Here is a 26652-nt window from a genome sequence, read left to right on the forward strand (position 1 = left end):
TGCACTCATACTACTAACCGTTGGCCTCCCCGGGGGGTTGGGCCGACACACGCGCCGCCGCTGACCGGCCCCCGCGTCACACCGTGGATCAACGCACGCGCAACGTGCTGCATGACAGGAAACACGATGCTTTCGCCGCACTATCGGCCGCAGTCGCGGTCGTGGCTCCCCCGCCCCCGCGTCCACGCTCTCCTCGACGCCGCGACCACCACGGCTCCGGTGACCGCACTGTTCGGCGGCCCGGGCAGCGGCAAGTCGTCGGCGGTCCTCGATTGGCTCCGTGGACGCGGCGCAGACGATCCGGTGTGGTTGACCGTCACCGGTGACCGGCCCGCAGGAGACGTACTCGCCGAGGCGCGAGCGGTCCTCACTGCGCCCTCGTCGCGGACGCTCGTCGTCGACGACGTCCACCGGCTCGGCCCGGAGATCGGTGCGTTGATCGACCTCGGCATCCATCGGGTGCGTCCGCCGCTGGTCATGATGGGCAGGTGGAGCGATGTGCCCCGATTGGCCTACCGCGTCGCCCGTGGTGACGTCACGATGATCGACGCGGATCACCTCGCCTTCACCCGGGCTGAGATCGACGCGTTGGCGCGCCGCATGAATGACGGGCGGTCGATCGCGACCCCCGATCTCCTGGACGAGTTGGTTCGCCGGACACGCGGATGGCCGTTGGCGGTCGCGCTGTGCGCCCAGCGGATGAGCTCGTTGGCGCACAACGGCATCACCGCCCCCACGATGTCGGACCTTCTCGACCTGAACCCCCTCATCGAGGACGCTGTGGAGGAGATGCTCGCCGAGCTCGATCATCACTCTTTCGATGCCCTACTGAGGGCATCTGTTCTCGGGTCGGTGAACCCGTCCCTCCTCGCTCGTGTGCAGTCCTTCGATGATCGGACAGCGCAGGACGATCGACGGATCGATTCCGCACACACGACACTGCGGACACTGGGCCACAACGGATATCTGATCGCCGACCACGGCGGCGCGAACGACCTCGTGGTACACCCCGTCGTGCAACCACACCTCGATCGTCGTCTTGCGGCGATCCCCGGCCTCGTCGAGTCGACATCTTCTCGCGCGGCGCGGTGGTACGAGGGGCATGGGCAACCCCTTCGAGCCCTGGAATGCGCCATCGACGCCCAGGACTGGGCTCTGAGCGGTGCACTGACGATGAGTGGTGCCGCAGCACTGTTCGGAGGTCCGGACAGTGACCATCTGATGACCCAGCTGCAGCGCATCCCCTCACATCTCGCCGAGCACGATCCCTGCCTCAGCATCGCACTGGCGGGTGTTGCCTACTACCGCGGAAGTCCGGAGGACCTGGCCATTGCGATCGACACGGCCCATCGCGTTGTCGACCGGACGCCGTCGGCCACGCTCGGGATTCGTGCGGCGTTGCACATCCTCGACGCCGAACGGGCGGCGCTCACCGGGGATCCGACGGCCATGCGCAAGAGCGCGTATCGCGCCATGGCCACGGTGTCGGAAATGGAGGCCACACCCGGGTCGACCTGGCCGATCTTCATCGACGTGGCCGACACGCTCGTGGGGTACGCCGACCTGTGCAACGGCGCACTCGATTCCGCCACAGCACGACTCGCATCGCGACGTGCCCATCGTGATACGTGTGACCCCATGCGACTGAGGGCGGCGTCGTACGAGGCGGTCGCGCTCGTTCTCGCCGGACACACCGGCGACGCCGTCACGCGAACGAGCAAGCTCCTCGACGCGGGCCGCACCGGCACCGAGGCGCTGACCGCACCGGCGTTGGTCGCGGCGGCATGCGCGGCTACCGACGAGGCCCGATTCGGCGACGCCGCAGCGCTTCTCGCGTCCGTCAAGGCACTCGACCCCCGGATGCTCGATCCGTTTCTCACGTTTCTGACAACCCTCGTGGCGGCCACCGTCGATCTGAGCCTGCGTGGCCCGGACACGGCGTCACGGGACCTTCTCACCTTCGAATCCGTTTCGGGACAATGGAACTCCTGCGCTGAGCGAATCGGGCACCTCCGCGCTTCGATCGCCCTCGCCGACAACGAGCCAGGACATGCTGTGGAGCTGATCTCGTCGTTGCGCCCCGGTGCGGACGACACATTGCGCGCTCGGCTCCTCGTTCTGTCCGCGTGGGGTCATCTGCGCTGCGGCGATCGCGTTTCGGCCGCCGAGACCTTGGGGCGGGTGGACCGCGGACATCGCGCTCGCGACGCGATGATTCGCACTGACTGCGCGCTGCTCGACGGAGTTGTCAGCCCCGACCCTCAGCGCGCATGTGATGTGCTCGCCGACGTCATCGCGGAGATCTCACCCGCGGCATTGGCACGCTCGATGATGTTCGGCGGTCCGGTATTACGCGAAACACTGACCCTCCTCGCGGGAAGCACTCACCACTGCGCACCGATCGCCGCAACGGCTTTGCGAACCGCCACCCCGGCCCCGTCAGCGCGCGGCGCCGCAGTTCATATTCTCTCGCCACGTGAACAGCAGGTCGTCGCGATGCTCGCGAGCCTGGCACCGCTCACCGAGATTGCTCGGGCCCTCCATCTGAGTCCCCACACCGTGCGCCAGCACGTCAAGTCGATCTATCGCAAGCTCGGCGTCGACAAGCGGCGCGACGCCGTCACCGAAGCCGCTCGGCGCGGCCTGATCCCGCACGCCTCGCACACCGTCGACCAGGCCGACGTCGCGACAACACCGGTGACTCCGGCTACTTACCGAATCGCCGATTCCGGGCCGCGTAATCGCGTAATGCGCGCAGGAAGTCCACCCGCCGGAACTCCGGCCAGTACGCGTCGGTGAACCAGATTTCGGAGTACGCGCTCTGCCACAGCAGGAATCCGGAGAGTCGCTGCTCTCCGGAGGTGCGGATGACCAGATCCGGATCGGGCTGTCCCTTGGTGTAGAGGTTGCGGTCGATGGCCTCCACCGTGACCGCGTCGATCATCTGCTCGGGCGTCCCGCCGTCGGCTTTGCACTCCGCGAGCAGCGCGCGCACGGCGTCGACGATCTCCTGGCGCCCGCCGTAACCGACGGCGACGTTGACGTTCATGCCATTGCGGCCCCGGGTGCGTTCGGAGGCACTGCGCAGCCGTTGCGCCACCTCCTCCGGCAGCTGATCGAGCGTGCCCACGATGCGCACCTGCCAGTCGCCGGCCGGTGCCTCGGGGTCGGCGTCGTCGGCCGGTCGCGAGATCTCGTCGACGATGTCGGGCACGATCTCCATCAGCGCGTCGAGTTCCTCGGACTCGCGCTGCAGATTCTCCGTCGACAACAGGTAGATGGTCACCGTCTCGATGCCCAGCTCGGCACACCACCCGAGCATGTCGGCGATACGCCGGGCGCCGACCCGATGACCATGGCTGACGTCCTCGAAACCGGCTTCGCGGGCCCAACGCCGATTGCCGTCGCAGATGATCGCAACGTGGCACGGAAGTCGGGTGGTGTCCATCAGCTGGACCAGACGTCGCTCGTACACGGTGAGCATCGGGCCGCGCAGGCGATCGGGAAGCAGTTTCATCGCGACCCAGATTAGCCGCGCACGGTCGAGGGCGTGTGCGGTCGTCGGTCTCCCGAAGGATGGGAGGTGATCGCCACACGATCCCGCACAGCAACTAACTTACGGTACCGTAGGTTCTTGTGACAACCGTGCTGACGACGCCCGTGGCCGATCGCCCGAGGTTGCGGGGCGTGATCCACCAGTACGCGGCCTTCGTGGCCGCGGCCTGCGGTATCGCCGTGGTGATCGGCGCGGCACTCCTGCGCGGCGCGGCCGCGTCCACGGCGTGCGCGGTCTATGCGATCACCATCGTCGGCCTGTTCGGCGTGTCGGCGACCTATCACCGGGTGCACTGGAAGAACATCCGCGCGCAGATCCGCATGAAGCGCGCCGACCACTCGATGATCTTCCTGTTCATCGCCGGCACGTACACGCCGTTCTGTGTGGTCGCCCTGCCGTCGCCGCTGCGGTGGTGGGTGCTCGGGATCGTCTGGATCGGCGCGGTCGCAGGAGTGGTGCTCAAGATCGTCTGGCCGGCGGCACCACGCTGGCTCGGCGTGGCGCTCTATGTGCTGCTCGGTTGGGTAATCGTCGCCGTCGCCCCGAGCCTGGTGACCCACGCGGGCGTCGCGGTCATGGTGCTTCTCGCCCTCGGCGGGGTCTTCTACACCGTCGGCGGAGTCCTCTACGCGCTGCGGCGCCCCAACCCGTGGCCGGCGACCTTCGGTCACCACGAGGTCTTCCACGTGTGCACCGCGATCGCGGCACTGCTGCACTACGTCGCGGTGTGGTTGGTGCTGACCTGACACGCCCCACCGTGCCGGACCCCCACCAACCACATCCCCGAGTTCGTCAGCCCCGGGCCGTCACCGACCGATCGAGCGCAGGTATTTCGCCAGCGCCACCGTCGTCGCCGGATTCCGCGGGCCCTCGACGAGTGCGGCATACGGGAACGAGATGAAATGCCGCTCCCGGACGGCGGTGGTGTTGGCCATCAGCGGCTGTGACTCGAGCTGCCGAATCTTGGCGTCCACCGTGTTCTGTTCGCCGGCACCGTAATCGACGATGACGATGACGTCGGGGTTGCGCTGCGCCGCGGCTTCCCACGACGTGGTGGTCCAGGAGTCGTTGAGATCGCCGAACACGTTGGTGCCGCCGGCCTCGTCGATGATCTGATCCGGAGCCGCGTTGCGCCCGGAGGTGAACGGGCTCGGGTCGGCGCTGTCGAAGAGGAACACCTTGGCCCGGGAGCCTGCCTGCGGCGCTCCGCGCCCGGCCTCGACGACCTGCGACTTGTACTGCGACACAAGGTCACCGGCGCGACGCTGCACGCCGAAGATCTCACCGAGATTGCTCATGTCGGCGTAGAGCGCATCGAAGGGCCGCATGATGCCGCGCGCGGTGCTGCCGGCCTGCCGGCACGCCTCGGTCAGCTGATACGGGACCGCACCGATGGTGCGAATCCAGTCCGGGGTGACTCCTGTGGACTCCTTGAATCCGTAGTTCCATCCCGCGAACACGAAGTCGGGCTTTGCGGCCGCGATGACCTCACGGGTGAAGGCGTCGCCGAGGTTCTTGGTCGATGCGAAGTCCGACTTCCACGGCGAGGACGCGATGTCACGTTCCTTGCCCGCATAGGTCGTGTAGCCGACCATCCGATCGGCGAGGCCGAGGGCGAACATGAACTCGGTGATGCCGGTGTCGTTGGTGAGCACGCGGTCCGGGACGCCGGGAACCGTCAGGGGCGCACCACAGTTGGTGACGGTCACCGAGGCCCCGGCGGACCTCTGTGACGGCGACGCCACATCGGCGCCGCATCCGGCGAGTGTCAGCAGTGCCGCGCAGACCAGCGCGAGCAGTGGGAGTCTTCTCATGGTTGCCTTTCATCGAAGAGGATCTGGGGGACGTCGAGTCGGGGATGCCGGACGATGTGGGCGTCGATGTCGAACCAGGCGCGCAGATTCGCGGGGACGAGCACCTGCACGGGAGTGCCGGTCCCGACGACGCGACCGTCGACGAGGGCGAGCAGCGTGTCGCAGAACTGGGCGGCGATGTTCAGATCGTGCAGCGCCGCGACCACGGTGACGCCGGAGTCCCGGGCTGCGGCCAGCACCGAGAACTGGTGTCGCACATCGAGATGGTTGGTCGGCTCGTCGAGCACCATCACCCGCGGCTGCTGGGCGAGTACCCGCGCGATCAGCACCCGTTGTGCCTCACCCCCGGACAGCGAGGTGAAGACACGGTCGGCGAGATGGCCCACTCCGGCGACACCCATGGCCTCCTCGACCGCCGCGGCGTCCCTCGCCCGGGATGTCCGCGCGATCGACCGATGCGGGAACCGACCGCTGGCGATCACCTCGGCTGCGGTGAAGTCGAAGTCCAGTGTGGAACTCTGGGTGAGCGCGGCGACCTGACGGGCGTTGTCGCGCATCGAGATCGCGGTGACGTCGACGCCGTCGACCTCGACGTGGCCGACGGTGGGGCGCTGGGCGCGATACAGACAACGCAGCAGTGTCGATTTCCCGCTGCCGTTGGGTCCGATCACGCCGAGAAAACTCCCCGGCGCGGCGGTGAAGGTCACCTCACGCAGCAGCGTCACCGAACCGATGTCGACGCCGACCCCGTGATACCCCGCTGTGGTCATGTTCCCGACCTCCGGTGGCCGTCAACCCGTTTCATCGATCGACCACGCTGCGCCGGCGGTGCATGAGGATCAGGAACATCGGCACCCCGACGGCGGCGGTGATCGCGCCCAGCGGCAGTTCCTGCGGCGGCACGGCGGTTCGGGCGACGAGATCTGCCGCGACGAGGAACACCGCGCCGATCAGCGGAGCGATCACCACGAGTCGGCGATGGTCGGCGCCGACGAGTAACCGCGCGACGTGGGGAACGACGAGCCCGACGAAGCCGATCGCCCCGCACACCGACACCATCACGCCGGTCATCAACGCCGACAACGCGAATGCCATGACGCGGAACCGCGACGCCGACAATCCGAGGGATGCGGCGACCTCGTCACCCATGGCGAGCGCATTGAGCGAGCGCGCCAGGCTCGCCACCGCGATCACCCCGCCGACGGTCACGACGCCCACGAGGACCGCCGAATACCAGCTGGCCGCGGCCAGACTGCCCAGGAGCCAGAACATCACGCTGCGCGCGGCGTCGCCGGTGGGTGCGAGAAACACCAGCACGGTGGTCAGTGCCGAGAAGCCGTAGCCCACCGCGGTACCGGTCAACACGAGGCGTAACGGTGTCAATCCACCTGCGCCGGAGGCCATCCCGAACACGATGAGGGTGGCGAGCAGAGCTCCGGCGAAGGCGGCGACCGGCATGGCGTAGAGCCCGATGCCCGACAGGACGCCGAAGAGCACCACGCTCGTGGCCCCCACCGATGCGCCGGACGAGATACCGAGGACGTAGGGGTCGGCGAGCGGGTTGCGCACCATCGCCTGCACGACCACTCCGACGACCGACAACCCGGCACCCACCACCGCTCCGGTGATCACGCGTGGTACCCGGGAATCGATGACGATCCAGTACGCGGCGGCGTCGTCGGCGGAGATCGGGCCGCCGGTCAGCGCGGCCCACACGAAGCGCGGCACGTCGGTACCACCGACGTCGGCGGTACCGAACGCCACACCGGCCCACGCCACCACGAACAGCGCGAGCACACCGAGCGCCGCGAACACGCCGACACGCGTCCAGGTCGGCGCGGCCGGGGTGGCCTGCGGTGAGGTGTGATCATCCACTGTGGCACGGTCTCTCGTCGGGCGGAAGACAGCCGCGCTCGACAGATCGGCGCACCGGCCATATCCCGCGAGGCAAGTGTCGACCACGGTTGCCCATGGCCACGGCGGCAGGTCTTCGGACTTCGGACCCGGCACCGAGATGCCACCTACCCGCGGCCGCTTCCCGGACCGTGAAGTCCAGTGCGAGGAGCCGCTGTCGTTTCCGTCACCGCTGCGGGGCAGCTCTGGATTCTCACCAGATTCCCTTTTCACCGACCGGCCCGTGTGGCCCGGTCGGAACCGACGCGCGCTGAGCGTAGCAGGCATCTCGCCGAGGCGTCGCCCAGGTCTTCACCCCCGCATCACCGAGTCGTGGCCGGTCGTCGTCCGTGACGACACCGTGCGGTGATCGCCTCGACGCATGCGCTCCCCCAACCACGCTCCGCTACGCGTCACCCCGGACAAGGTGCTGCGCGCCGGCACGTCCCGCCGTCGATTCCTCACCTGGACCGCGCTGGCCGCCGGGCTGGCCACCGCCCCCAGCCTGTTCGCCACCGACGCCGCCTCCGCTCCACGAGTCCGAGGTGCCGGCCACCCGTTCACCCTGGGAATCGCCTCCGGCGACCCACTCCCCGACGCTGTCATCCTGTGGACCAGGCTGGCGACCGACCCCCTCGCACCCGGGGCGGGTATGGGCCGAGACACCCACGATGTCGGCTGGGAAGTGGCCCGCGACGAACGGATGCGGATCGTCGTGGCGCGCGGGGTGACCCGCGCCGGCCCGGACACCGGGCACAGCGTGCACGTCGACGTCCGCGGCCTGACGCCGGGTACCGACTACTTCTACCGATTCCGCGCGCTCGGTGAAGTCTCCGAGGTCGGCCGGACCCGCACCGCGCAGCGCATCGGAACTCCCACCGGCGCACTGTCATTCGCCCTCGCCTCCTGTCAGGCCTGGGCCGACGGCCACTATCCGGCGTTCGGTGACCTGGCCCGCGAGGCCCCCGACGTGGTGTTTCATCTGGGCGACTACATCTACGAGAAGCCGATCCCGATGGGCGGCGGTGCACGCGATACCGCGGTGGTGCCGGCGTCGGCGTATCGCGAATGCCGTGACCTCGACGACTACCGCGAACGCTATGCCCTGTACAAACTCGACCCGAACCTGCAAGCGGCGCATCGGATGAGTCCGTTCATCACGATCTTCGATGACCACGAAGTCGACAACAACTGGGCCGCCGACATCCCCGAGGACGACCAACCCCTACCGCAGTTCCTGCTCCGCCGGGCTGCGGGCATGCGCGCCTGGTGGGAGAACACCGCCGTTCGGCTCGCCCCGCCCGGGCGCGGATTTCGTGCCTATCGTCGCTTCACGTTCGGCGATCTTGCTCAGTTCAGCGTCCTCGACACGCGTACTCACCGCAGCGATCAGGTCAACGGCGACAACGACACCGGGCAGAACGCGGCCACCGCCGACCCGCACCGCACCATCACCGGCGCAGCCCAGGAGCGATGGATACTCGACGGCCTCGCCGCGTCCGGCAGCCGATGGAACGTCCTGGCCCACCAGACGACGATCGCCGACCTCGCGCGCGAGCGTGACGGGGTCCGCGCGGTGAGCATGGACGGATGGAGCGGGTACGAGGCGTCGCGGACCCGTGTCCTCGAGGGCGCCCGCGAACGCCGAACCGCCAATCTCGTGTCGATCGTCGGCGACATCCACCGGAATGTGGTGTCGGAGTTGCGATCCACCTACACCCGACCTGCGCCCACGGTCGGTGTCGAGGTGGCGGGCACATCCATCAGCTCCGGCGGCGACGGTGCCGACAGTGACGAGTCCGATCGACAACTCAAGGCCGCCTCACCCCACGTACGATTCGGCAACGCCCAACGCGGATACGTACTGAACACGATCACCCACGACCGGTGGGAGGCGCGGTTCCGGGTCTGCCCGACCGTCAGCACCGCCGACGCCCGGCTCCACACCCGCGCAGTGGTGACCATTCCGGCCGGGCGCCCCGAGATCGAGGTTCTCTGAGCAGACCATCAGAGCACCTGTGCCCGCACCACATCTGCTGTGCGCTGCGCGATTCCGCGCACAGCAGCATCGGATGGCATCAGTGACGAGCGCTCGACAACCTGGACCAATGAGCGAACACAGAACTTCCCCACCCCTCCGCAAACGCACCACCGAGAGCCTGCTGAACCAACGCATCCTGATGCTCGATTCGGCGCTCGACGACGAGATCGGCAGCGCACTGTGCGCACAGTTGGTGATGCTCTCGGCACAGGATCCGGTCGCCGACATCGGCCTGTGGATCAACTCTCCGGGCGGCTCGGTGCCCGCAATGCTCGCCATCATGGACACGATGCGGATCGTCCCGAACGACGTGGTGACGGTCAATCTCGGAATGGCCTACAGCGCCGGGCAATTCTTGCTCTGCTGCGGCACCCGCGGAAAACGCTACATCTTGCCGCACGCAAAGGTGTTGCTGCACCAGGGATCTGCGGGGATCGGCGGCTACGCCCCCGATATCGAGTTGCAGGCCGACGACCTGCGCCATGTCCGTGACACCGTTCTCGGTGTCATCGCCGAGCGGACGGGTCAGACCCGTGAGCGGGTGTTCGCCGACTCGCTGCGCGATCACGTGTTCACCGCGGAGGAGGCGCTTGCGTACGGCTTCATCGATCACATCGTCGACTCGGTGGCGCAACTGCGCCCGGCCGCGGCCACACCGACCGGATTCGGGGTGACCCGATGAGCACCTACACGATTCCCAACGTGATCAGCCGAACGCCGCAGGGCGAACGCGTCATGGACGTCTACAGCAGACTGCTCGACGACCGAATCCTCTACCTGGGCACCGAACTCGACGACGGCGTCGCCAACGCGCTCATCGCGCAACTGCTCCACCTCGACTCCGACAATCCGGAGGCGCCGATCGACCTCTACATCAACTCACCCGGCGGATCGGTGATGGCCACCTTCGCGCTCTACGACACCATGCAGTACTGTCACGCACCCATCGCGACCACCTGTGTGGGACAGGCACTCTCGTCGACCGCACTGCTGCTGGCGGCGGGCCGGCCGGGACGCCGTGCAGTGCTGCCGCACGCACGGGTGCTGCTGCACCAGCCGTCGGGACAGGGTCGCGGCACGATTCCCGACCTGATCCTCGCCGCCGAGGAGATACTGCGGACCCGCGAGGAGATCGAACGCGCATTGAGCCGTCACACCGGCAACGACGTCGAAACGCTGCGTCACGACACCGACCGGGATCGGGTCCTGCGCGCATCAGAGATCGTCGACTACGGCATCGCCGACCACATCATCGACGAGCGCGCCGTACTCACCCGCCGGTGACGGCCCGGGAGGCTCAGGCGGCCAGCGCGAGCGGCGATCGAGAGGCGTTCTGCGGACGAGCGATCGACCGATCGCCGTCCCGCGCCGGCACCGAACCGAGCACCGGGATGCCCGCCGACCGGGCCAACTCCGCCGCGACCTCGCGGGTGAGGTCGAGCAGTGACAGGCCGAGAGCCCCGGCCACGGCGCCGAGCAGTTCGCTCGACGCGTCCTTGCGGCCGCGCTCGAGTTCGGAGAGATACTGGCTCGAGACGCCGGCCCGGCGGGCGGTCTCGACGAGACGCTCGGCCCGGTCATGGCGATGGCGACGCAGAACCTTGCCGGTCACCTCACGGAACAACGGTTCCACCGGTGCCGGCGACCGGGCCCCGGAGGTGTCGGCCTTCGATCGCTGCTCGATCATGGAGTCGATCCTACGACGGCACCCGAGCGGTACCGGCCGCCTTCTGCTGTGAGCAGAACGGGGGCGGCGGATCGGCAGTGCCGCGTCGAAATGGTTCAGCCACGTGCCAATTCGGCGAGCACCGCGGCGCTGACTTCCCAATCCATGCATTTGTCGGTCACCGACTTGCCGTAGACGAGCGGATCGGCATCGGGAGACTGCGCACCGGCTTCGAGGAAGCTCTCGAGCATGACGCCGCTCACGTGCATCGGGTCGCCGGCTTCCCGACGCGCCCGGATCGATGCCGCGATCTGTGTGGCGACCTCGGCCTGGCGGAGGTGGTCCTTCCCGGAGTTGGCGTGGCTTGCGTCGATCATCACCCGCGGCGTCAGACCCGAACGTTGCAATGCCGCAACGGCGTCGGCGACGGACTCGTCGTCGTAATTGGGTCCGGCGGTGCCACCGCGCAGGATGATGTGGCAGTCGGAGTTGCCCGCCGACTCCACCAGCGCGCCGTGTCCGAAGTCGTCGACTCCGAAGAAGACGTGCGATGCCGCAGCGGCTTTCACGCCGTCGATGGCCACCTGCACGTTGCCGTCGGTGCCGTTCTTGAAGCCGATCGGCATCGACAGCCCCGAGGCGAGCTGGCGGTGCACCTGGGATTCGGTGGTGCGGGCACCGATCGCACCCCAGGCGACCGCGTCGGCGATGTACTGCGGGCTGGTCGGTTCGAGGAACTCACACCCCACCGGCAGCCCGAGGTCGATGATGTCGAGGAGCAACGACCGCGCCGTCCGCAGACCGCGCTCGACATCGAAGGTCTCGTCCATGCCCGGGTCGTTGATCAGGCCCTTCCATCCGATGGTGGTGCGGGGCTTCTCGAAGTACACCCGCATGACGATCTTGAGCCGCTCGGAGTACTGCTGGGCCAGCGGCGCCAACCGGCGCGCGTAGTCGAGGGCGGCGATCGGGTCGTGCACCGAGCACGGGCCGACGACGACGAGCAGCCGGTCGTCGGCGCCGGCGAGGATGGCCGAGATCTCGTCGCGGTCGCGTTGAACCGCAAGGGCCCGGCGCGCGGTCAGCGGCAATTCGGTGCGAATGGTGTCCGGCGACGGGATCGACCGGAACGAGCGGATCCGGCGGTCCGAGGTCGATTCGGCCGAGAGAGAGCGGTCGGCGGGAGTTCGGGAGAGATCTCCGAGGGTGGTCACTGGTATGCCTTTCGCGGGGTTGTGGGCCCTGGTTGTCGGCTGGGCCCGCCCGCATCGTGGTCGCCGGAAAGCCCCTGACATGACAAGAGCAGTGACCTGGTGGTCACTGCTCGGGGCTCCGGGATGTGGCGTGCGGCGCGATCAGCGCTTCATCGCAGGCTCACCCGGAGCCTCGATAAAGAAACGCCAATAGGCGCGCACGATGCTGATCACGACAGCGAGGCTACCACGGGCGGCGGTCCGGACCCAACGACCGCCCACCGGACACCCGCTCCAATACCCCTTCCCGATCAGCAGAGCCCGCCCGAGGAGTCGACCAGCGCCGCGACCTGCGCGTCGGAGGGCTCGGTACCCATGGCCTGCTTCATCACCGGCGCCGCGAACGTGCGCGCCGCGTTGTCGCCGCCGGTCTTGCGAACCCGGCAGACCGACGACCCGAGCGACACCGCGGTGTCGGAGTCCATGTCGATCCCCTTCGCGCGCAGCGAGTTCAGGAAGGCGGTGCGCGCAGAGGTCGGCGGCGGCGCCACCGTCTCGACGGTGCCCGCGCTGGGCAGGGTCACCGGCGTCGGAGGCGGCGCCTGCGTCGATGCGACGGTCGATGCCGGCCCGGCGGTGGCCGACACCGGGCTCGTCGACGCCACCGAACTCACCGGCGCCGACGTCTTCGATGGGTTGACGGTGGTGCCCTCATCGGACTGGGCGCAGCCGGCGACGAACAACACCAGTCCGAAACACACCACCCCGACCAGGGTCCACGGCTTCGACCGGTATCGACGATCCGTGCCGTCGGGGTCACGCATGGAAGAACCCTCTCGCGAAGGCGTTGTTGACCGCGTCCTGCCAGTAGGGCCAGTCGTGCATGCCCGAGACCGGGAAATCGGTCATGACGGGCACCCCGTTGATCATCGCCTGCACGTCGAAGGTGTGCGTCAGCGCCGAGGAGAGCACCTCCAGCGGCACCCCTTCGACGATCAGTGCCGGATCGGTCAGGACAGCGCCCGCGGTCGCGGTGTAGCCCGGGATGCCGCTGCCGGTGTAGAGGAACAGTCGCAGTCCACGCATCTTGCCGATCTGCACCAGCGGATCGTTGTCGAGCCAGCGGGTCGACCACGGCGGGCCCCACATGGCGTCGACGTTCATCGCCGGGGTTCCCCCATCGATGGCGGGAAAGATCATCGCGACCCGGATCGCTTCACGCACGCCGGGTGCGGTGGTGTTCAGCAGACCCGACAGCGACCCGGCCGCGTCGAAGTCGCGGTGATCGTCGGCGGCGGTGATCAACGCCGAGCTACCGCTCATCGAGATCCCCATGATCGCGTAGTGGCCCGACGGCCCGCGCAACCCGTGCGCGTCCATCGCGGCGACCAGGCTCCGACTGATCACACATCCCCACTCGTAGGTGTAGCTCTGCCGGCTGAAATTGTCCGGTGTGTCCCAGTTCGTGTAGAAGCTCTCGTAACCCCCCACCGGCTCAACGACATTGACGCCGCGGTCGGCGAGATCCTGGATGTGCGTGTTGTGTTCCCACCCGCTGAGATCGTTGGTGGCCCGAAGACCGTCGAGCAGGACGACGGTCTTGGTGTTCTGCGGTCGCGTCCACGCGCGCACTTTGACCGAATCAGGTGGTCCGTCAGGGCTTTGCGTCGGCATGCCGCATGAGTTGATCCACCAGGTCTGCGCCGGAGGTGCCGCCTGCGCGACGCCCTGGCCGATGACCGACAACACCCCGACACTCACCGCGGCCAGCACCACGGTGAGCGCCCTGGCGCTCACCGACCGGACCGATCGGTGACGCCACTTCGCGCCCACCCGAACACCTCTCACCATCTACCCCACTCCCGTCGACGGCACTTCGCCTCTGCCACAACTCATGACGACTATCGGCGAAGACACCGCTCCCGTTACCGATTTCGCGCACCGACCTCCGCGACAAATCGGACGAACTTCCCAGTGGCGCAACATTTGTCGCCGTCGGAGTCAACCTACACCGCCGAAGGGACTCAATGGGTACACCCCAAACGTGACCATCGGTTGATACCGGACAAACCTCGGTCAGGGATGGCCGCGATCGATGAGATGGCTGAGCACGATGATCGATTCGGTGCGATCGACGCCACCGGCCTGCCGGATTCGTTCGAGTGCCTGCTCGAGGTGATGCACGTCGCGCGCCATGATCCGCAAGATCGCGTCGGCCTGTCCGGTGATGGTCGCCGCGCTGACGACCTCCTGAATGGGTTCCCACGACTCCTTGAGGATCTCCGGCGAGATGTTGCCGCGGCAGAAGATCTGCACATAGGCCTCGGTGGTCCACTGCATCGCGGCCGGATCGACCACCGTGGTGAATCCCTTGATCACGCCGTCGTCGACGAGGCGGTCGACTCGACGCTTGACCGCCGGCGCCGAGAGCCCGACCTCGTCACCGATCTGCGCATAGGTCGCGCGCGCATCCCGGGTGAGACACGCCAGCACCTTCTCGTCCAGTTCGTCGAGCCCACGCAACACATCGCCCCTATCTCGGCAGTGGCGCACGAAATCTTCATCAAATGCGCAATTTTCGTCGATTGATTGCAACAATGTGGGAGCTTACGCTCGATTCATGACGCTGACGACCCCCGATGTCTCTGTGTGCCCGGCCACCGCCGGAAGCCCCACGAGAGTGGCGCGCACACGCTCCTATGCGATGACCCCGCCGACCCATTTCACCGTCACCTACGCGATCAATCCATGGATGGATCCGTCGGTCGGTGTCGATACCGACCGCGCGATGGCGCAGTGGGAATGCCTGCGCCGCACCTACGAAACCCTCGGCCACACCGTCTACACGGTCGATGCGCAACCGGGTCTGCCGGACATGGTGTACGCCGCCAACGGCGGCCTGGTCGTCGACGGCGCAGCGATCGCGGCCCGCTTCACCTTCCCCGAACGGGCGGCCGAGGCCGGGCATTACGCGCAGTGGTTCCGCACCGCGGGAATCCATCAGGTCCACCAGACCACCGGAGTCCAGGAGGGCGAGGGCGACTTCCTCGTCGTCGGCGACCGCATCCTCGCCGGCACCGGCTTCCGCACCCACCCCGACACCCATGCCGAGGTCGCGGCACTGACCGGTCTGCCGGTGATCACCCTCGACCTCGTCGACCCGCGCTTCTACCACCTCGACACCGCCCTGGGCGTACTCGACGAGCACACCATCGCCTATTACCCGCCGGCCTTCTCGGCGGCCTCTCGCCGCCTGCTCGCCGAACTCCATCCCGATGCCATCATCGCCACCGATGCCGACGCCGAAGCCCTCGGGCTGAACCTGGTCTCCGACGGCCGTCATGTCGTGATGACCGACGCCGCACCACATCTGGAGTCGCAGATCCGTCGCGCCGGATTCGAACCGATCACCCTCGATCTGTCCGAACTCCTCAAGGGAGGCGGCGGCATCAAATGTTGCACGCTGGAATTGCGCCCGACCGTCGACGCCGGGCAATCCACATCGGAGGCACCCATGTCCGGACCGAACACCATCGGGATACCCCGACACCTCGAATCTTCTCCCGAACCTCATGTGGCGCACAACTACTCACCGCTGCCGGTGGTCGCGGCCACCGCCGAGGGTGCGTGGATCACCGACGTCGACGGGTACCGGTATCTCGACTGTCTCGGCGCCTACTCGGCAGTGAACTTCGGCCACCGCAATCCCGAGATCGTCGCGGCGGCAACCGAACAACTCCATCGTCTGACACTGACCAGCCGTGCCTTCGGGTCCGATCGACTCGAACCGTTCTGCGCAGCACTGGCGGCCCTGTGCGAGAAGGACCTCGTGCTGCCGATGAACACCGGCGCCGAGGCGGTCGAGTCCGCGCTGAAGGTGGCCCGCAAGTGGGGCTACGACGTCAAGGGGGTTCCTGCGGGTGCCGCCGAGATCATCGTCGCCGGCGGCAACTTCCACGGGCGAACCATCAGCATCATCAGCTTCAGCGACGACGACGCCGCACGCGACGGATTCGGTCCGTACACACCGGGTTTCGTGCGGGTCCCGTTCGGCGATGTGGACGCGATGGCGGCGGCGATCACCGACCGGACCGTCGCCGTGCTCATCGAGCCGATCCAGGGCGAGGCCGGCATCATCGTGCCGCCCGACGACCACCTGCCCGCCGTGCGCCGGCTGTGCACCGATCACGACGTCCTGATGATCGCCGACGAGATCCAATCCGGGCTCGGCCGCACCGGGAAGACCTTCGCATGTCAACACTGGGACGTCGTCCCCGACGTCTACACCCTGGGCAAAGCGCTCGGTGGCGGCGTACTCCCGGTCTCGGCGGTCGTCGCCGACGCCGACGTCCTCGGGGTTCTGCATCCCGGTGAGCACGGGTCGACCTTCGGCGGAAACCCGTTGGCGGCAGCGGTCGGTCACACCGTGGTGCGCATGCTCGCCGACGGGACCTGGCAGGCGCGCGCCGCCGACCTCGGTGGGCACCTACACGCACGGCTGCGCGACTTCGTGGGCCACGGTGTCCTCGCCGTGCGCGGCAAGGGTTTGTGGGCGGGCCTCGACATCGACCCGCAGCTCGGTACCGGCAAGGAGATCTGTCTACGACTGGCGCAGTGGGGTGTGCTCGCCAAGGACACCCACTCCTCGACGATCCGGTTCGCGCCGCCGCTGGTGATCACCCACGACGAGATCGACTGGATGATCGAACGATTCGCCCTCGCACTGCGCGGTTGATCACCGTTCGGGCCCCCGCACCTGCCCCAGTCGCCGCTCCAGGTGCCGTCGCTCTGCCGGGTTTCGTACGAACTCCAGTGCCCGAGAGAAGGATTCGGCGGCGTCATCGCGACGATCGAGCTGGTCGAGCAGTTCGGCGCGGGCCGCATGCCACAGATGATGCATATCGAGCCCGTCGATACGATCGAGGGCGGCCAGTCCGGCCTCCGGCCCCTCGTGCATCGCGAGAGCTATCGCACTGTTCAACGCGACGAACCGGCCGGGGGTCAACCGTTCGAGTATCCGGTAGATCTCGACGATGACACCCCAGTCGGTGTCGGCGCTGCCTGCGGCTCGTGCATGGATGCCGGCGATCAGCGCCTGCAGGCGGTAGGGCCCCACGCCCGGGCGCGACACCGCCTTCCGGAGATGGTGGTGCGCCCGGACGATCATCTCGGTGTCCCAGCGGGTCCGGTCCTGGTGGTCCAGGGTGACGAGACGGCCGTCGTCGTCGATACGTGCTGCCGCTCGGGAATGCTGGAACAACTCGAGTGCGAGCAGCCCGGCGACTTCTCCGTCGTCGGGCAGGAGCATCGCCAACGTCTCGGTCAGCCGTATCGCCTCCGCGGCGAGGTCGACGCGAATCAACGTCGGGGCGTCGACCGCGGAGGCGAGATAGCCCTCGTTGAAGATCAGATAGAGAACCCCGAGGAGCGCGGCGACCCGGTCGTCGAGATCGGTGGGTACCCGCAGCGGTATGCGGGCCTGGCGGATCTTGCGTTTGGCCCGCACGATACGTTGCGCCAGAGTCGCTTCGGTGACACCGAAGGCCGTGGCGATCTCGGCCGTGGTCAATCCGCCGACCAGCCGCAGCGTCAACGCCATCTGTGCCGAGAGGTCCAGCGCGGGATGGCAACACAGGAACATGAGGCGAAGCCGCTCGTCGGAAACGGTGGCCTCGTCGGTGATCTCGTCGATAATCGGCTCCGGGCTCGAGGGGCCGATCTCGTCCGCGGCCACGAGATCTCGCGCCGCCGACGCCAGCCGCCGCCGATCGGCGGCACGCCTGCGCAGCGCGTCGACCATCGCATTGCGGGCCACGGTGTGAATCCATCCCGTCGGATTGTCGGGAATCCCGGTGCGGCGCCACGCCCCGAACGCCTTGAGCAACGCCTCCTGGACGCAGTCGTCGGCGAGGTCGACGTCGTCATACCGGGCGGCGAGGAGAGCGAGCAGACGCCCGCTCTCCTCGCGCGCCACGCGGGTCACCGCGACCCCGACCGGATCGTCGGTCACGACAGTGGCTATCCCGTGGTCACAGCGTCGCCGACCGGGGTGGGGGTTCCGTCGGGGCCCGGGACCAGCTGGATCGGGCGGATCTCGACGACGCCGAACGGGACCGGAATCCTGGCGGCCCACTCCAGCGCCGCGTCGAGGTCGTCGACCTCGATCCGGTAGTACCCAGCAAGCTGTTCCTTGGACTCGGTGAACGGGCCATCGGTCACCGTGGGCTTCTCCCCCAAGGTCAGACGCAGCGTCGTCGCCGACGTGCTGGGCTGCAGACTGCCCCCGTCGCACAGCACGCCGGCCGCGGCCAGCGCTCGCCCGTAACTCGCGAACGCCTGCTGCATCTCGTCGAAGCCGGGGTCGCCGGGTGCGGGGCGCGGAACACTCTCGTCGGTGGTGATCGCCAGAAGATACTGCATGTCGGGTCCTCTCATCGGGTGCGATCCGACGCCGTTCGCCGGATCCATGATCGCATCCGAGCGGCGCGATCACCCCCCTTTGACGAAATGGAACGCGCACTTCGACAACTCGCCGAAAAAGAAATCTCCTGCGGCTCTTGTCGATGACGTCGGGCACCGGCAGGTGACGACTACGCTGAGTCGCGTGTCCACCGATCGCACCCGCCGCCGTGTCCTGCTCATCCGCCATGGACAGACCGAATGGTCGCTGTCCGATCAGCACACCGGTCGCACCGACATCGACCTGACCGCGAAAGGTGAGCAGGATGCCGCGGCACTGAAGGGCATCACCGAGCGCATCGGCCTGCACCAGCCGTTCGTGTTCGCCTCTCCCCGACGCCGCGCCCAGCGGACCGCCGAACTCGCCGGCCTCACCGTCGATGAGACCAGCGAGCTGTTCGCAGAGTGGGACTACGGCGACTACGAGGGGTTGACCCGCGTGCAGATCCAGGCAGATCACGATCCGACGTGGGCGATCTGGACCCACGGCGCACCCGGTGGCGAATCGGTCGCGGACATGACCAGACGAGTCGACGCCGCCGTCGATCGAGTCGAAAGTCAGCTTGGCTCAAGCGATGTGGTGGTGGTGTCGCACGGGCACTTCTCGCGGTCGTTCATCTGCCGATTCCTGCGATGGCCCATCGGCCAAGGCGCCGACATCGACCTGCGGCCCGCGGGTTCGGCCCTGCTCGCCGAGGCGGGTGGCGATCGCCGACTGTCCGAATTGCGTGGGCCCGTGGGCGAATGGGCCAAGCCCACATCAATCTGACAAGCCCGGATGGATCCGAGAGGTGGCCGCTGATGGCGACAGCAATCGTGCTCGGCGGTGGCGGTCTGGTCGGCATCGGCTGGATGACCGGCGTACTCGCGGCATTGGAGGAGGCCGGTGCGCTGGTCCTCGGAGACGCCGCAGCAGTGATCGGTACGTCCGCGGGATCGGCTGTCGGTACCGCCATTCTTCAATCAGGTTCAGCTGCCGACCAATTCGACATCATGGTGCGCGCTTCTCGACGCAATGACGAACTGGCACCCGAGGGCGACGTCGCCTCGGCGCTCGAGGCATTCTTCGAGGTGGCGTCGTCCGGCGCACCGCGCGCCGAGCGGGCCCGACGTTTCGTCGAACTGTCACACACTCACGCCGGCACGGAGCCGGGCCGCCGTCGGGCCGCGGTCCGCAGTCGCTACACCTCCGAGATGTGGCCGGAGAACCTCCAGATCACTGCACTGCGCGAAGATGGAGCTGTCATGGTCTTCACCGCGAAGGAGCGCGCGGCGCCCGACGGAGCACGATCCGTCGCGGGCGTCGACCTGACCGATGCGGTGACCGCGAGTTGCGCCGTACCGGGCATCTGGCCGACCGTCACCATCGGCGGCGCCGAATACATCGACGGCGGATCGTTCTCACCCACCAACGCCCACCTGGCCGCCGGATTCGACGAGGTCATCGTCATCGCGCCGATGCTCGACGATCCCGATACCGTCGCCCCGCAGGTCGCGACCGTCCTGGCCGCAGCGCGCGTGATCACCCCGTCGCAACGTTCGGCAGCCGGTTTCGGAACCAACCCCCTTGATCCCGACATCCGTGGTGTGGCAGCGGTTCTCGGCTACGACGACGGCGTCCTCGCGCTCACGTCGTCGGAGTGGTCGGCGGCGATGTGATGATGCGACTCGCACCTCGCAGCCCGATCACCCCAACGCAGCGCGCAGCACCTGCCCGTCGGTGACCGGGAGATCACACACCGTACCTCTGCACACATAGGCGGCATCGACATTCCCGACGGGCCCGCGGTCTTCCAGTAACGGCAGCGAATCCCGTTGACCGGCAACGATGATCGATCCGCCGGGCGCGACCGTCCGCGCGAGGCCGGCGAGTGCCCCGGTACTGCCCGGCGTCTGGGACACGGCGATCTGCAGTGGCCCGGCGACGCGCGCCTGTGTCACCGCAAGCCACTGGCCGGCCGAGCGCGGAAGTTTGGCCAACAGCACTGCTCCGCGGCCGAGGGTGGCGTCGAGGAGCTCCGCATAGCGCGCGGCGGGAACGGTGCCGGCCAGAGCCGACGCGGCGAGCAGGGCCTCGGCCAGCAGTGAGGCACCTGCGGGAGTGGCCCCGTCGATCGGGTCGCGGGGTCGTGCGATCAGGTCGGTACCCGCCGCGTCGTACCAGCTTCCCGGCTCGTCGGGGTCGGCGAAGATCTCGATCGTGATGTCCAAGAGTTCCAGGGCGTGATCCCGATGGGAGATCTCCCCGGTCACCTGATGCAGGGTCAGCAGCGCGGTGACCAGCGCTGCGTGATCATCCAGTGCGGCAACAGGATCGCCGACGACGCCACCGAGCGAGGCCCGGCGCAGTCGACCGTCTCGGACGTGCTCGGCGAGCAGCGTCACGGCAACCTCGCGTGCGAGGTCGATCCATTCCGGATGACCGAGCCCCGTGCCGGCCTCCGCAAGGGCGGTGACGGCGATCGCGTTCCAGCCGGTGACCACTTTGTCGTCGCGGGCCGGCTGGGGCCGATCGGCGCGCGCGGCCAGCAGCCGTCGGCGCACGTCGTCGAATCGCTCTCGGACGGCTGAGGTGTCGAATCCGTCGGGGTCGAGCCGGAACTGCAGGGTCGACGTACCGTGCTCGAAGGTCCCCGACTCGGTCACACCGAAAAGTTCTGCGGCCCAACGGCCGTCCGGGTCGCCGAGCACCTCGGTCAATTGCGCCGGCGTCCACACGTAGGTCGATCCTTCGACGCCTGCGGCATCGGCGTCGAGCGCGGACGCGAAGCCCCCGGGCACCCGCAGGTCCCGTCGGAGGAACTCCACGATCTCACCGGTGACGCGGGTGGCCAGAGGATCGCCGGTGATCCGCGCCAGATGCGCGTACACCCGCAACAACTGCGCGTTGTCGTACAGCATCTTCTCGAAATGCGGCACAACCCAGTCGTTGTCGACCGCGTATCGGGCGAACCCGCCGGCGAGCTGATCGTGAATACCGCCGCGCGCCATGGCATCACACGTGCGGCGAACCGCGTCGAGAGCCTCGGGCGTTCCTGTGTATTCGGTGTGCCGCAGCAACGCTTCGAGCAGCGCCGACGGCGGGAACTTCGGCGCTCCGCCGAATCCGCCGGACTCCCGGTCCTCCTCGCCGAGTACGGTGTTCACTGCGTGCGTAAGGAGCCGATCATCGACGTCGAGTGCCCCGGCCGGTAACGCCGAGGCGTTGGCGTGCAGATGATCTCGGACCTTGCGACCGACTCCGGAGACCTCGTCGCGCCGCTGTGTCCACGCCTCGGTGATGGCGGTGAGGAGTTGCCGGAACGACGGCATGCCGTTGCGCGGCGAGTCCGGAAAGTAGGTGCCGCAGTAGAACGGCTCCCCGCCGGGCGTGAGAAAGCAGGTCATCGGCCAACCACCCTGCCCGGTCATGGCGACGGTGGCGTTCATGTAGATCGCGTCGATGTCGGGCCGCTCTTCACGGTCGACCTTGATACACACGAAACCGGCATTCATCTGTGCGGCGGTCGCCTCGTCCTCGAACGATTCGTGCGCCATCACGTGACACCAGTGGCAGGCGGCGTACCCGACCGACAGCAGGACCGGGACGTCCCGGCGGGCAGCCTCGACGAGCGCGTCGTCACCCCACTCGCGCCAGTGCACCGGGTTGTCGGCGTGCTGACGCAGATAGGGGCTGGTCGCCGCCCCGAGTTCATTGCGCGTAGCGCTGGACTCACTGGTCATCGGTGTCCTCGCATCCGGTGCTCGGGTGTCCGACGATCCACCTGCCGCCGCCGGATCAGGTGTCGGCCGGCTTCTTCGCCGTACCCGCGTCACCGATGGCGTTCACATCGCCCAGCGACTGCGGGGTCGTGGGGCCCACCGAATCGGTGCCCTCGTCGAAGGCCTGATCGGCTTCGGGGTGCTCGGTGTCGAAGGTCTTGGGCAGCTTGCGCAGTTGCCGGTTCATCGACCAGATGAGCAGGGCCGTGCAGATCAGCAGCAGGATGATGATCAGCAGACCCAGCGGAGAAGCCTTGCCGAACTCCGGGCCCTGTGGCTGCTGGTCGGCGGCCAGCAGCACACCGTGCAGCCCGGCGGCGATCGAAACGGACGTCATCGGGATACCTCGCTGTTCGCCTCGACCCCGGCGAACAGATCGCTCTCGGGAATCGAGGTGGTCACACGGGTCTGCGCCAGCTCGAACTCCTCGGTCGGCCACAGACGCTGCTGCCACTCGAGCGGGACCGCGAAGAACATCCCGTTCGGGTCGATCTGGGTGGCGTGCGCACGCAACGCCTCGTCACGTTGAGGAAAGTACTTGCCGCACTCGACCTGGGTGGTCACCCGCGCCATTAGGTCGCCGCGGCTGGAGTCCCACTTGCTCAGCCACTCCTTGAACGGGCTCTCCTGCCCATGGCGTTCGAACTCGTCGGAGAACAGGATCATCCGGTCCCGGATGAAGCCGTGGGTGTAGTAGAGCTTCGAGACGGTCCACGGTTCACCGGTCCCGGGGTAGGCATCGGGGTCACCGGCGGACTCGAAAGCGGCGACCGACACCTTGTGGCACATGATGTGGTCGGGATGGGGGTATCCGCCGCGCTCGTCGTAGGTGATCATCACGTGCGGCCGGAACTCGCGGACGAGCTTCACGAGCGCTTCGGTGGGCACCTCGAGCGGCAGGGTGGCGAACGACCCCTCCGGCAGTGGCGGTGGCGGATCGCCCTCGGGTAGCCCGGAGTCGACGAAACCGAGCCACTGTTGCTGCACACCGAGCGCCGCGGCGGCCTTGGCCATCTCTTCCTTGCGGACCTCGCTCATCCGCTCCTTGACGCCCGGACGATCCATCGCCGGGTTGAGGATGTCACCGCGCTCACCGCCGGTCAGCGTCACGATGAGAACGTCGTTGCCCTCCGCGGCGTACTTCGCCGACGTCGCAGCACCCTTGCTGGATTCGTCGTCGGGGTGGGCATGCACCGCCATCAATCGGAATCCACCGCCCGGCGACGTCGTGACAACCCCGGTCGGCGTCGACGCGCCGTCCCCCTGGGTCGACGATGTCGACGGGTGGGATTCGGCGGTGTGGGTCTCGCGCACGGTTCCTCGCCTTCGGGTCGGTACTTCTCTCATGGTAGGTATTGACCCGTGAACAGTTCAGACGGGGGCACGCCACCGGGCTCCGACCTGCAGGATCGCCCGCAGAGCGGCCCGCGGGCGACCTATCCCGTCGCGCAGTCGGCGTCGAGTCGTCGAATGTGGTTCATCGCACTGTCGGCGCTCGTCGTGGTCGTCGGCGTCATCCTCGCGGTCATCGGCTATCACAAGTTCGCCGATCCGGATGTCTCCGGTCAGGCCACCGGCTACGACATTCTCAACTCGTCGACCGTGGCGGTGCAGTTCACGGTGAACCGCGCCGATCCGTCACAGCCGGTCGCCTGTGTCATCCGAGCCCGCTCCAAGAACGGGTCGGAGACCGGACGCCGCGAGGTGCTGATCGGCCCCGGACAGGTACAAGAAGGACACCGGGTCGAGGTGAAGACCTCCGAGCCACCGGTGATCGGTGAGGTGTTCGGCTGCTCGACGAGCGTGCCCGCGTATCTGACCGCACCGCCGTCGGCAGGATCGGCCGGATGACCGCGACCGACACGCGTACCAACCGCGCGGTCTTCGCGACCGTGTCGAGCCACTATCTACCGATGCTGACCGCGCTGTTCGTCGGCGTCATGCTCATCAGCAACATCACCGGCACCAAGGGTGTGCTGCTGTTCGACCAGTGGTTGCATCTCGATCTCGGCCCGTTCCACCTCAACGGCCTGGTCACCGACGGCGCCTTTTATCTCTTCCCGCTTGCCTACGTACTCGGCGACGTCATCAGCGAGGTGTACGGCTTCAAGACGATGCGGCGGGTGATTCTCGCCGGATTCGTCGTCCTGCTGATCGCCTCCGCATGCTTCTGGCTGACCATTCACCTCCCGGCCGCCCCGTTCTATTCCAATCAGGAATCATTCAAAGCCGTCGCCGGGGTGGTACCGCAGTTCTTGTTGGCCGGACTACTCGGATATCTCGCCGGCGAATTCCTCAACTCCTTTGTCCTGGTGAAGATGAAGGAACGCGCCGGAGAACGGCGACTGTGGGCTCGGCTACTCGGCTCCACCGTCGTCGGCGAATTCGCCGACACCCTGGTGTTCTGTTCGGTCGCCGCGTCGGCGCTGGGCATCTCGACCTGGGGAGACTTCTGGAACTACACCATCGTCGGATTCTTGTGGAAGACCTTGGTCGAGATCATCATCATGCCCATCACCTATCTGGTGTGCGCATGGTTGAAGAAGGCCGAGCCGACTTATGTGACGGCTCTTGCGGAGGCACACGCGACACCGTCGTGATGTGCGTTCGATCTCATTCGCTGGTACCCTCGTCGGATACACGGCTCCGCAAGGGGTCGTGTTGCTGCATTTAGAGCAGTCCACATGCCCGTCGTGAAGACATCGCGGCGGGGCGCGGACAACACAAAGGAGTGACCGATGACCGACACCCAGGTGACCTGGCTGACCCAGGAGTCCTACGACCGCCTCAAGGGCGAGCTGGATTCCCTGATCGCCAACCGTCCGGTCATTGCTGCGGAGATCAACGAGCGTCGTGAAGAGGGTGACCTCAAGGAGAACGGCGGCTACCACGCTGCCCGCGAAGAACAGGGCCAGCAAGAAGCGCGTATCCGCCAGCTGCAGGAACTCCTGAACAACGCCAAGGTCGGCGAGGCACCCACCCAGTCGGGTGTTGCGCTGCCCGGTTCGGTCGTGACCGTCTACTACGACGGCGACGAGAACGACACCGAGACCTTCTTGATCGCCACCCGCGAGGAAGGTGCTCAAGGCGGGAAGCTGGAGACCTACTCCCCCAGCTCTCCGCTCGGCGCTGCGCTGATCGACACGAAGGTCGGCGAAACCCGCGAATACACCGTCCCCAGCGGGGCGACGGTGAAGGTGACGCTGGTCAAGGCCGAGCCCTACCACAGCTGACCGGTTCATCCCGAGATCTGCGATCGCGGCCGTCCTCACCGGACGGCCGCGATCGTCGTCTCCGGGTGCGCTGATCCGGCCACGTGGCGAACGAGAACGTGTTACAACATTCGGCGTGAACCTGCATGCATGCGCACGCAGGGTCGGGGGCCTCATCGCATCCGCCGTCGTCGCGGCAGCGTTGATGGGCGCCGGACCTGCCCTCGCCACCCCTGGACCGACCTCTGCGCCGACCACCTCTGCGCTGACCTACGTGAATCTCGGCGACAGTTATTCGGCCGGTTCCGGTGTCGTGCCGACGGCACCGGGCACCCTCGAGCAATGCGCACAATCGGCGGACAACTACTCGCACCTCATCGCGCAGCGGTTCGGCTATCACCTCACCGACGTCAGTTGCGGCGGCGCGACCACCGACGATTTCTTCGGGGCGCAATACCCGGGCCTTCATCCACAACTCGACGCCCTCGGCCCCGGCACCGACCTGGTCACCTTCATGATCGGCGGCAACGACGGAATGGTCTTCGCCGGGACCGTGGGCAAGTGCCTCGCAGCCGCCGCGACCACCCTGGGCCGCAGCTCACCGTGTAAGGACACCTACGGCGACACCATCGCGAATGAGATTCGGACACAAACCTTTCCGAAGCTAGCGAAGGCCATGAGAGCGATACGCAGCAAGGCACCGCACGCTCGCATCGCGGTGGTCAGCTATCCGTGGATCATGCCGGCGACCTACGAGCCCTGTCCCGCGTTCCCGGTCGCCGCAGGCGATGTCGCCTACACCTACGACATCCAGGCAACGCTCAACGACGCGATTCGACGCGCAGCCACCGAGACCGGTGTGACCTTCGTCGACGCCACCACCCCGTCGGTCGGCCACGACAGTTGCAAGCCGGTCGGGACCCGCTGGATCGAACCGATCCTGACCACCCAGCAAATCGTTCCGGTCCATCCGAATGCGTTGGGCGAGCGGGAGTTGGCCTCGATCACTGCCGGTGCGCTGGGTCTGAGGCGCTGAGGGCCACATCACCCGGATTG

General features: G+C 67.4%; 26 protein-coding genes and 1 riboswitch. Of the genes, 12 read left to right on the forward strand and 14 right to left on the reverse strand.

The features are described from left to right. Positions 1–126: 126 nt before the first annotated feature. Positions 127–2799 (forward strand): LuxR C-terminal-related transcriptional regulator, encoded by a 2673-nt coding sequence (locus tag QNM97_RS15840; protein WP_283819316.1) that lies wholly within the window; start codon positions 127–129, stop codon positions 2797–2799. On the opposite strand, the gene QNM97_RS15845 is transcribed toward QNM97_RS15840, so the two are convergent. After that, positions 2708–3517, reverse strand: coding sequence for an isoprenyl transferase (locus QNM97_RS15845; protein ID WP_208795550.1), 810 nt, complete (start codon positions 3515–3517; stop codon positions 2708–2710). The genes QNM97_RS15840 and QNM97_RS15845 overlap by 92 nt on opposite strands. A gap of 119 nt (positions 3518–3636) precedes the next feature. On the opposite strand from QNM97_RS15845, the gene trhA reads away from it, so the two are divergent. Beyond that, positions 3637–4302, forward strand: a complete 666-nt coding sequence (trhA, locus tag QNM97_RS15850) for a PAQR family membrane homeostasis protein TrhA (protein ID WP_283819317.1) — start codon at positions 3637–3639, stop codon at positions 4300–4302. Between the two features lie 60 nt (positions 4303–4362). Here trhA and QNM97_RS15855 read toward each other — a convergent pair whose 3' ends face one another. Genes QNM97_RS15855 through QNM97_RS15865 form a run of 3 tightly spaced genes read right to left on the reverse strand, consistent with a single transcriptional unit; the run spans position 4363 to position 7245 of the window. Continuing rightward, positions 4363–5370, reverse strand: a complete 1008-nt coding sequence (locus tag QNM97_RS15855) for an ABC transporter substrate-binding protein (RefSeq protein ID WP_283819318.1) — start codon at positions 5368–5370, stop codon at positions 4363–4365. Further along, the gene (locus QNM97_RS15860; protein ID WP_283819319.1) at positions 5367–6140 is read right to left on the reverse strand and encodes an ABC transporter ATP-binding protein; all 774 of its coding nucleotides are present in this window, start codon (positions 6138–6140) and stop codon (positions 5367–5369) included. Before QNM97_RS15860 ends, QNM97_RS15855 begins: the two co-directional genes overlap by 4 nt. Positions 6141–6171: 31 nt before the next feature. After that, positions 6172–7245, reverse strand: coding sequence for a FecCD family ABC transporter permease (locus tag QNM97_RS15865; protein ID WP_208795546.1), 1074 nt, complete (start codon positions 7243–7245; stop codon positions 6172–6174). A gap of 89 nt (positions 7246–7334) precedes the next feature. Then, positions 7335–7544, reverse strand: a riboswitch (cobalamin riboswitch). Positions 7545–7645: 101 nt separating this feature from the next. Between QNM97_RS15865 and QNM97_RS15870 the strand changes: the two genes are divergently transcribed. The 3 genes from QNM97_RS15870 (at position 7646) to QNM97_RS15880 (ending at position 10588) form a co-directional block, all read left to right on the forward strand. Next, positions 7646–9262, forward strand: a complete 1617-nt coding sequence (locus QNM97_RS15870; RefSeq protein ID WP_283819320.1) for an alkaline phosphatase D family protein — start codon at positions 7646–7648, stop codon at positions 9260–9262. A gap of 109 nt (positions 9263–9371) precedes the next feature. Next, entirely contained in the window at positions 9372–9986 is a 615-nt protein-coding gene (locus tag QNM97_RS15875) for a ClpP family protease (protein ID WP_283819321.1), read from the forward strand. Then, positions 9983–10588 carry a ClpP family protease gene (locus QNM97_RS15880; RefSeq protein WP_208795543.1) on the forward strand — a complete coding sequence of 202 codons (606 nt, stop codon included), beginning with the start codon at positions 9983–9985 and terminating at the stop codon, positions 10586–10588. The genes QNM97_RS15875 and QNM97_RS15880 overlap by 4 nt, the downstream gene beginning before the upstream one ends. A 13-nt stretch (positions 10589–10601) precedes the next feature. Here QNM97_RS15880 and QNM97_RS15885 read toward each other — a convergent pair whose 3' ends face one another. From QNM97_RS15885 to QNM97_RS15905, 5 genes are all read right to left on the reverse strand, one after another. Continuing rightward, positions 10602–10991, reverse strand: a complete 390-nt coding sequence (locus QNM97_RS15885; protein ID WP_283819322.1) for a helix-turn-helix domain-containing protein — start codon at positions 10989–10991, stop codon at positions 10602–10604. Positions 10992–11086: 95 nt separating this feature from the next. Next, positions 11087–12184, reverse strand: coding sequence for a 3-deoxy-7-phosphoheptulonate synthase (locus tag QNM97_RS15890; RefSeq protein WP_283819323.1), 1098 nt, complete (start codon positions 12182–12184; stop codon positions 11087–11089). A gap of 290 nt (positions 12185–12474) precedes the next feature. Continuing rightward, positions 12475–12987 (reverse strand): DUF732 domain-containing protein, encoded by a 513-nt coding sequence (locus QNM97_RS15895; protein ID WP_283819324.1) that lies wholly within the window; start codon positions 12985–12987, stop codon positions 12475–12477. After that, positions 12980–14014 carry an alpha/beta hydrolase gene (locus QNM97_RS15900; protein WP_283819325.1) on the reverse strand — a complete coding sequence of 345 codons (1035 nt, stop codon included), beginning with the start codon at positions 14012–14014 and terminating at the stop codon, positions 12980–12982. Before QNM97_RS15900 ends, QNM97_RS15895 begins: the two co-directional genes overlap by 8 nt. Before the next feature lie 225 nt (positions 14015–14239). Next, positions 14240–14686 (reverse strand): Lrp/AsnC family transcriptional regulator, encoded by a 447-nt coding sequence (locus QNM97_RS15905; RefSeq protein ID WP_006372289.1) that lies wholly within the window; start codon positions 14684–14686, stop codon positions 14240–14242. 97 nt (positions 14687–14783) lie between these two features. Here QNM97_RS15905 and rocD point away from each other — a divergent pair, with 97 nt between their 5' ends. After that, positions 14784–16898, forward strand: a complete 2115-nt coding sequence (rocD, locus tag QNM97_RS15910) for an ornithine--oxo-acid transaminase (RefSeq protein ID WP_283819326.1) — start codon at positions 14784–14786, stop codon at positions 16896–16898. On the opposite strand, the gene QNM97_RS15915 is transcribed toward rocD, so the two are convergent. Continuing rightward, a complete protein-coding gene (locus QNM97_RS15915) occupies positions 16899–18173 on the reverse strand; it encodes an RNA polymerase sigma factor (RefSeq protein WP_283819327.1) in 1275 nt (424 codons plus the stop codon). A gap of 8 nt (positions 18174–18181) precedes the next feature. Next, positions 18182–18583, reverse strand: a complete 402-nt coding sequence (locus QNM97_RS15920) for a YciI family protein (RefSeq protein WP_283819328.1) — start codon at positions 18581–18583, stop codon at positions 18182–18184. A 184-nt stretch (positions 18584–18767) separates the two neighbouring features. Here QNM97_RS15920 and QNM97_RS15925 point away from each other — a divergent pair, with 184 nt between their 5' ends. After that, a complete protein-coding gene (locus tag QNM97_RS15925) occupies positions 18768–19391 on the forward strand; it encodes a histidine phosphatase family protein (protein ID WP_283819329.1) in 624 nt (207 codons plus the stop codon). A gap of 32 nt (positions 19392–19423) precedes the next feature. Continuing rightward, entirely contained in the window at positions 19424–20281 is an 858-nt protein-coding gene (locus QNM97_RS15930) for a patatin-like phospholipase family protein (protein WP_283819330.1), read from the forward strand. A gap of 27 nt (positions 20282–20308) precedes the next feature. On the opposite strand, the gene QNM97_RS15935 is transcribed toward QNM97_RS15930, so the two are convergent. Genes QNM97_RS15935 through mca form a run of 3 tightly spaced genes read right to left on the reverse strand, consistent with a single transcriptional unit; the run spans position 20309 to position 23584 of the window. Beyond that, positions 20309–22345: a thioredoxin domain-containing protein gene (locus QNM97_RS15935; RefSeq protein WP_283819331.1), complete on the reverse strand. Its 2037-nt coding sequence runs from the start codon at positions 22343–22345 to the stop codon at positions 20309–20311. A 55-nt stretch (positions 22346–22400) separates the two neighbouring features. Further along, the gene (locus tag QNM97_RS15940) at positions 22401–22721 is read right to left on the reverse strand and encodes a hypothetical protein (protein ID WP_283819332.1); all 321 of its coding nucleotides are present in this window, start codon (positions 22719–22721) and stop codon (positions 22401–22403) included. Continuing rightward, positions 22718–23584 carry a mycothiol conjugate amidase Mca gene (gene mca / locus QNM97_RS15945; RefSeq protein ID WP_283823222.1) on the reverse strand — a complete coding sequence of 289 codons (867 nt, stop codon included), beginning with the start codon at positions 23582–23584 and terminating at the stop codon, positions 22718–22720. Before mca ends, QNM97_RS15940 begins: the two co-directional genes overlap by 4 nt. 162 nt (positions 23585–23746) lie before the next feature. Here mca and QNM97_RS15950 point away from each other — a divergent pair, with 162 nt between their 5' ends. The 4 genes from QNM97_RS15950 to QNM97_RS15965 all read left to right on the forward strand — a co-directional run bounded on the left by QNM97_RS15950 (position 23747) and on the right by QNM97_RS15965 (position 26632). Continuing rightward, positions 23747–24235 carry a DUF4307 domain-containing protein gene (locus QNM97_RS15950; protein ID WP_283819333.1) on the forward strand — a complete coding sequence of 163 codons (489 nt, stop codon included), beginning with the start codon at positions 23747–23749 and terminating at the stop codon, positions 24233–24235. Then, positions 24232–24984, forward strand: a complete 753-nt coding sequence (locus tag QNM97_RS15955; RefSeq protein WP_208795528.1) for a queuosine precursor transporter — start codon at positions 24232–24234, stop codon at positions 24982–24984. Before QNM97_RS15950 ends, QNM97_RS15955 begins: the two co-directional genes overlap by 4 nt. 138 nt (positions 24985–25122) lie before the next feature. Further along, positions 25123–25617: a transcription elongation factor GreA gene (gene greA / locus QNM97_RS15960; RefSeq protein ID WP_006372305.1), complete on the forward strand. Its 495-nt coding sequence runs from the start codon at positions 25123–25125 to the stop codon at positions 25615–25617. A gap of 115 nt (positions 25618–25732) precedes the next feature. After that, positions 25733–26632, forward strand: a complete 900-nt coding sequence (locus QNM97_RS15965) for an SGNH/GDSL hydrolase family protein (RefSeq protein ID WP_283819334.1) — start codon at positions 25733–25735, stop codon at positions 26630–26632. Positions 26633–26652 lie beyond the last annotated feature (20 nt).

Source organism: Gordonia sp. L191 (genome assembly GCF_030077625.1).
In the GTDB taxonomy this organism is placed as follows: Bacteria; Actinomycetota; Actinomycetes; order Mycobacteriales; family Mycobacteriaceae; genus Gordonia; species Gordonia polyisoprenivorans_A.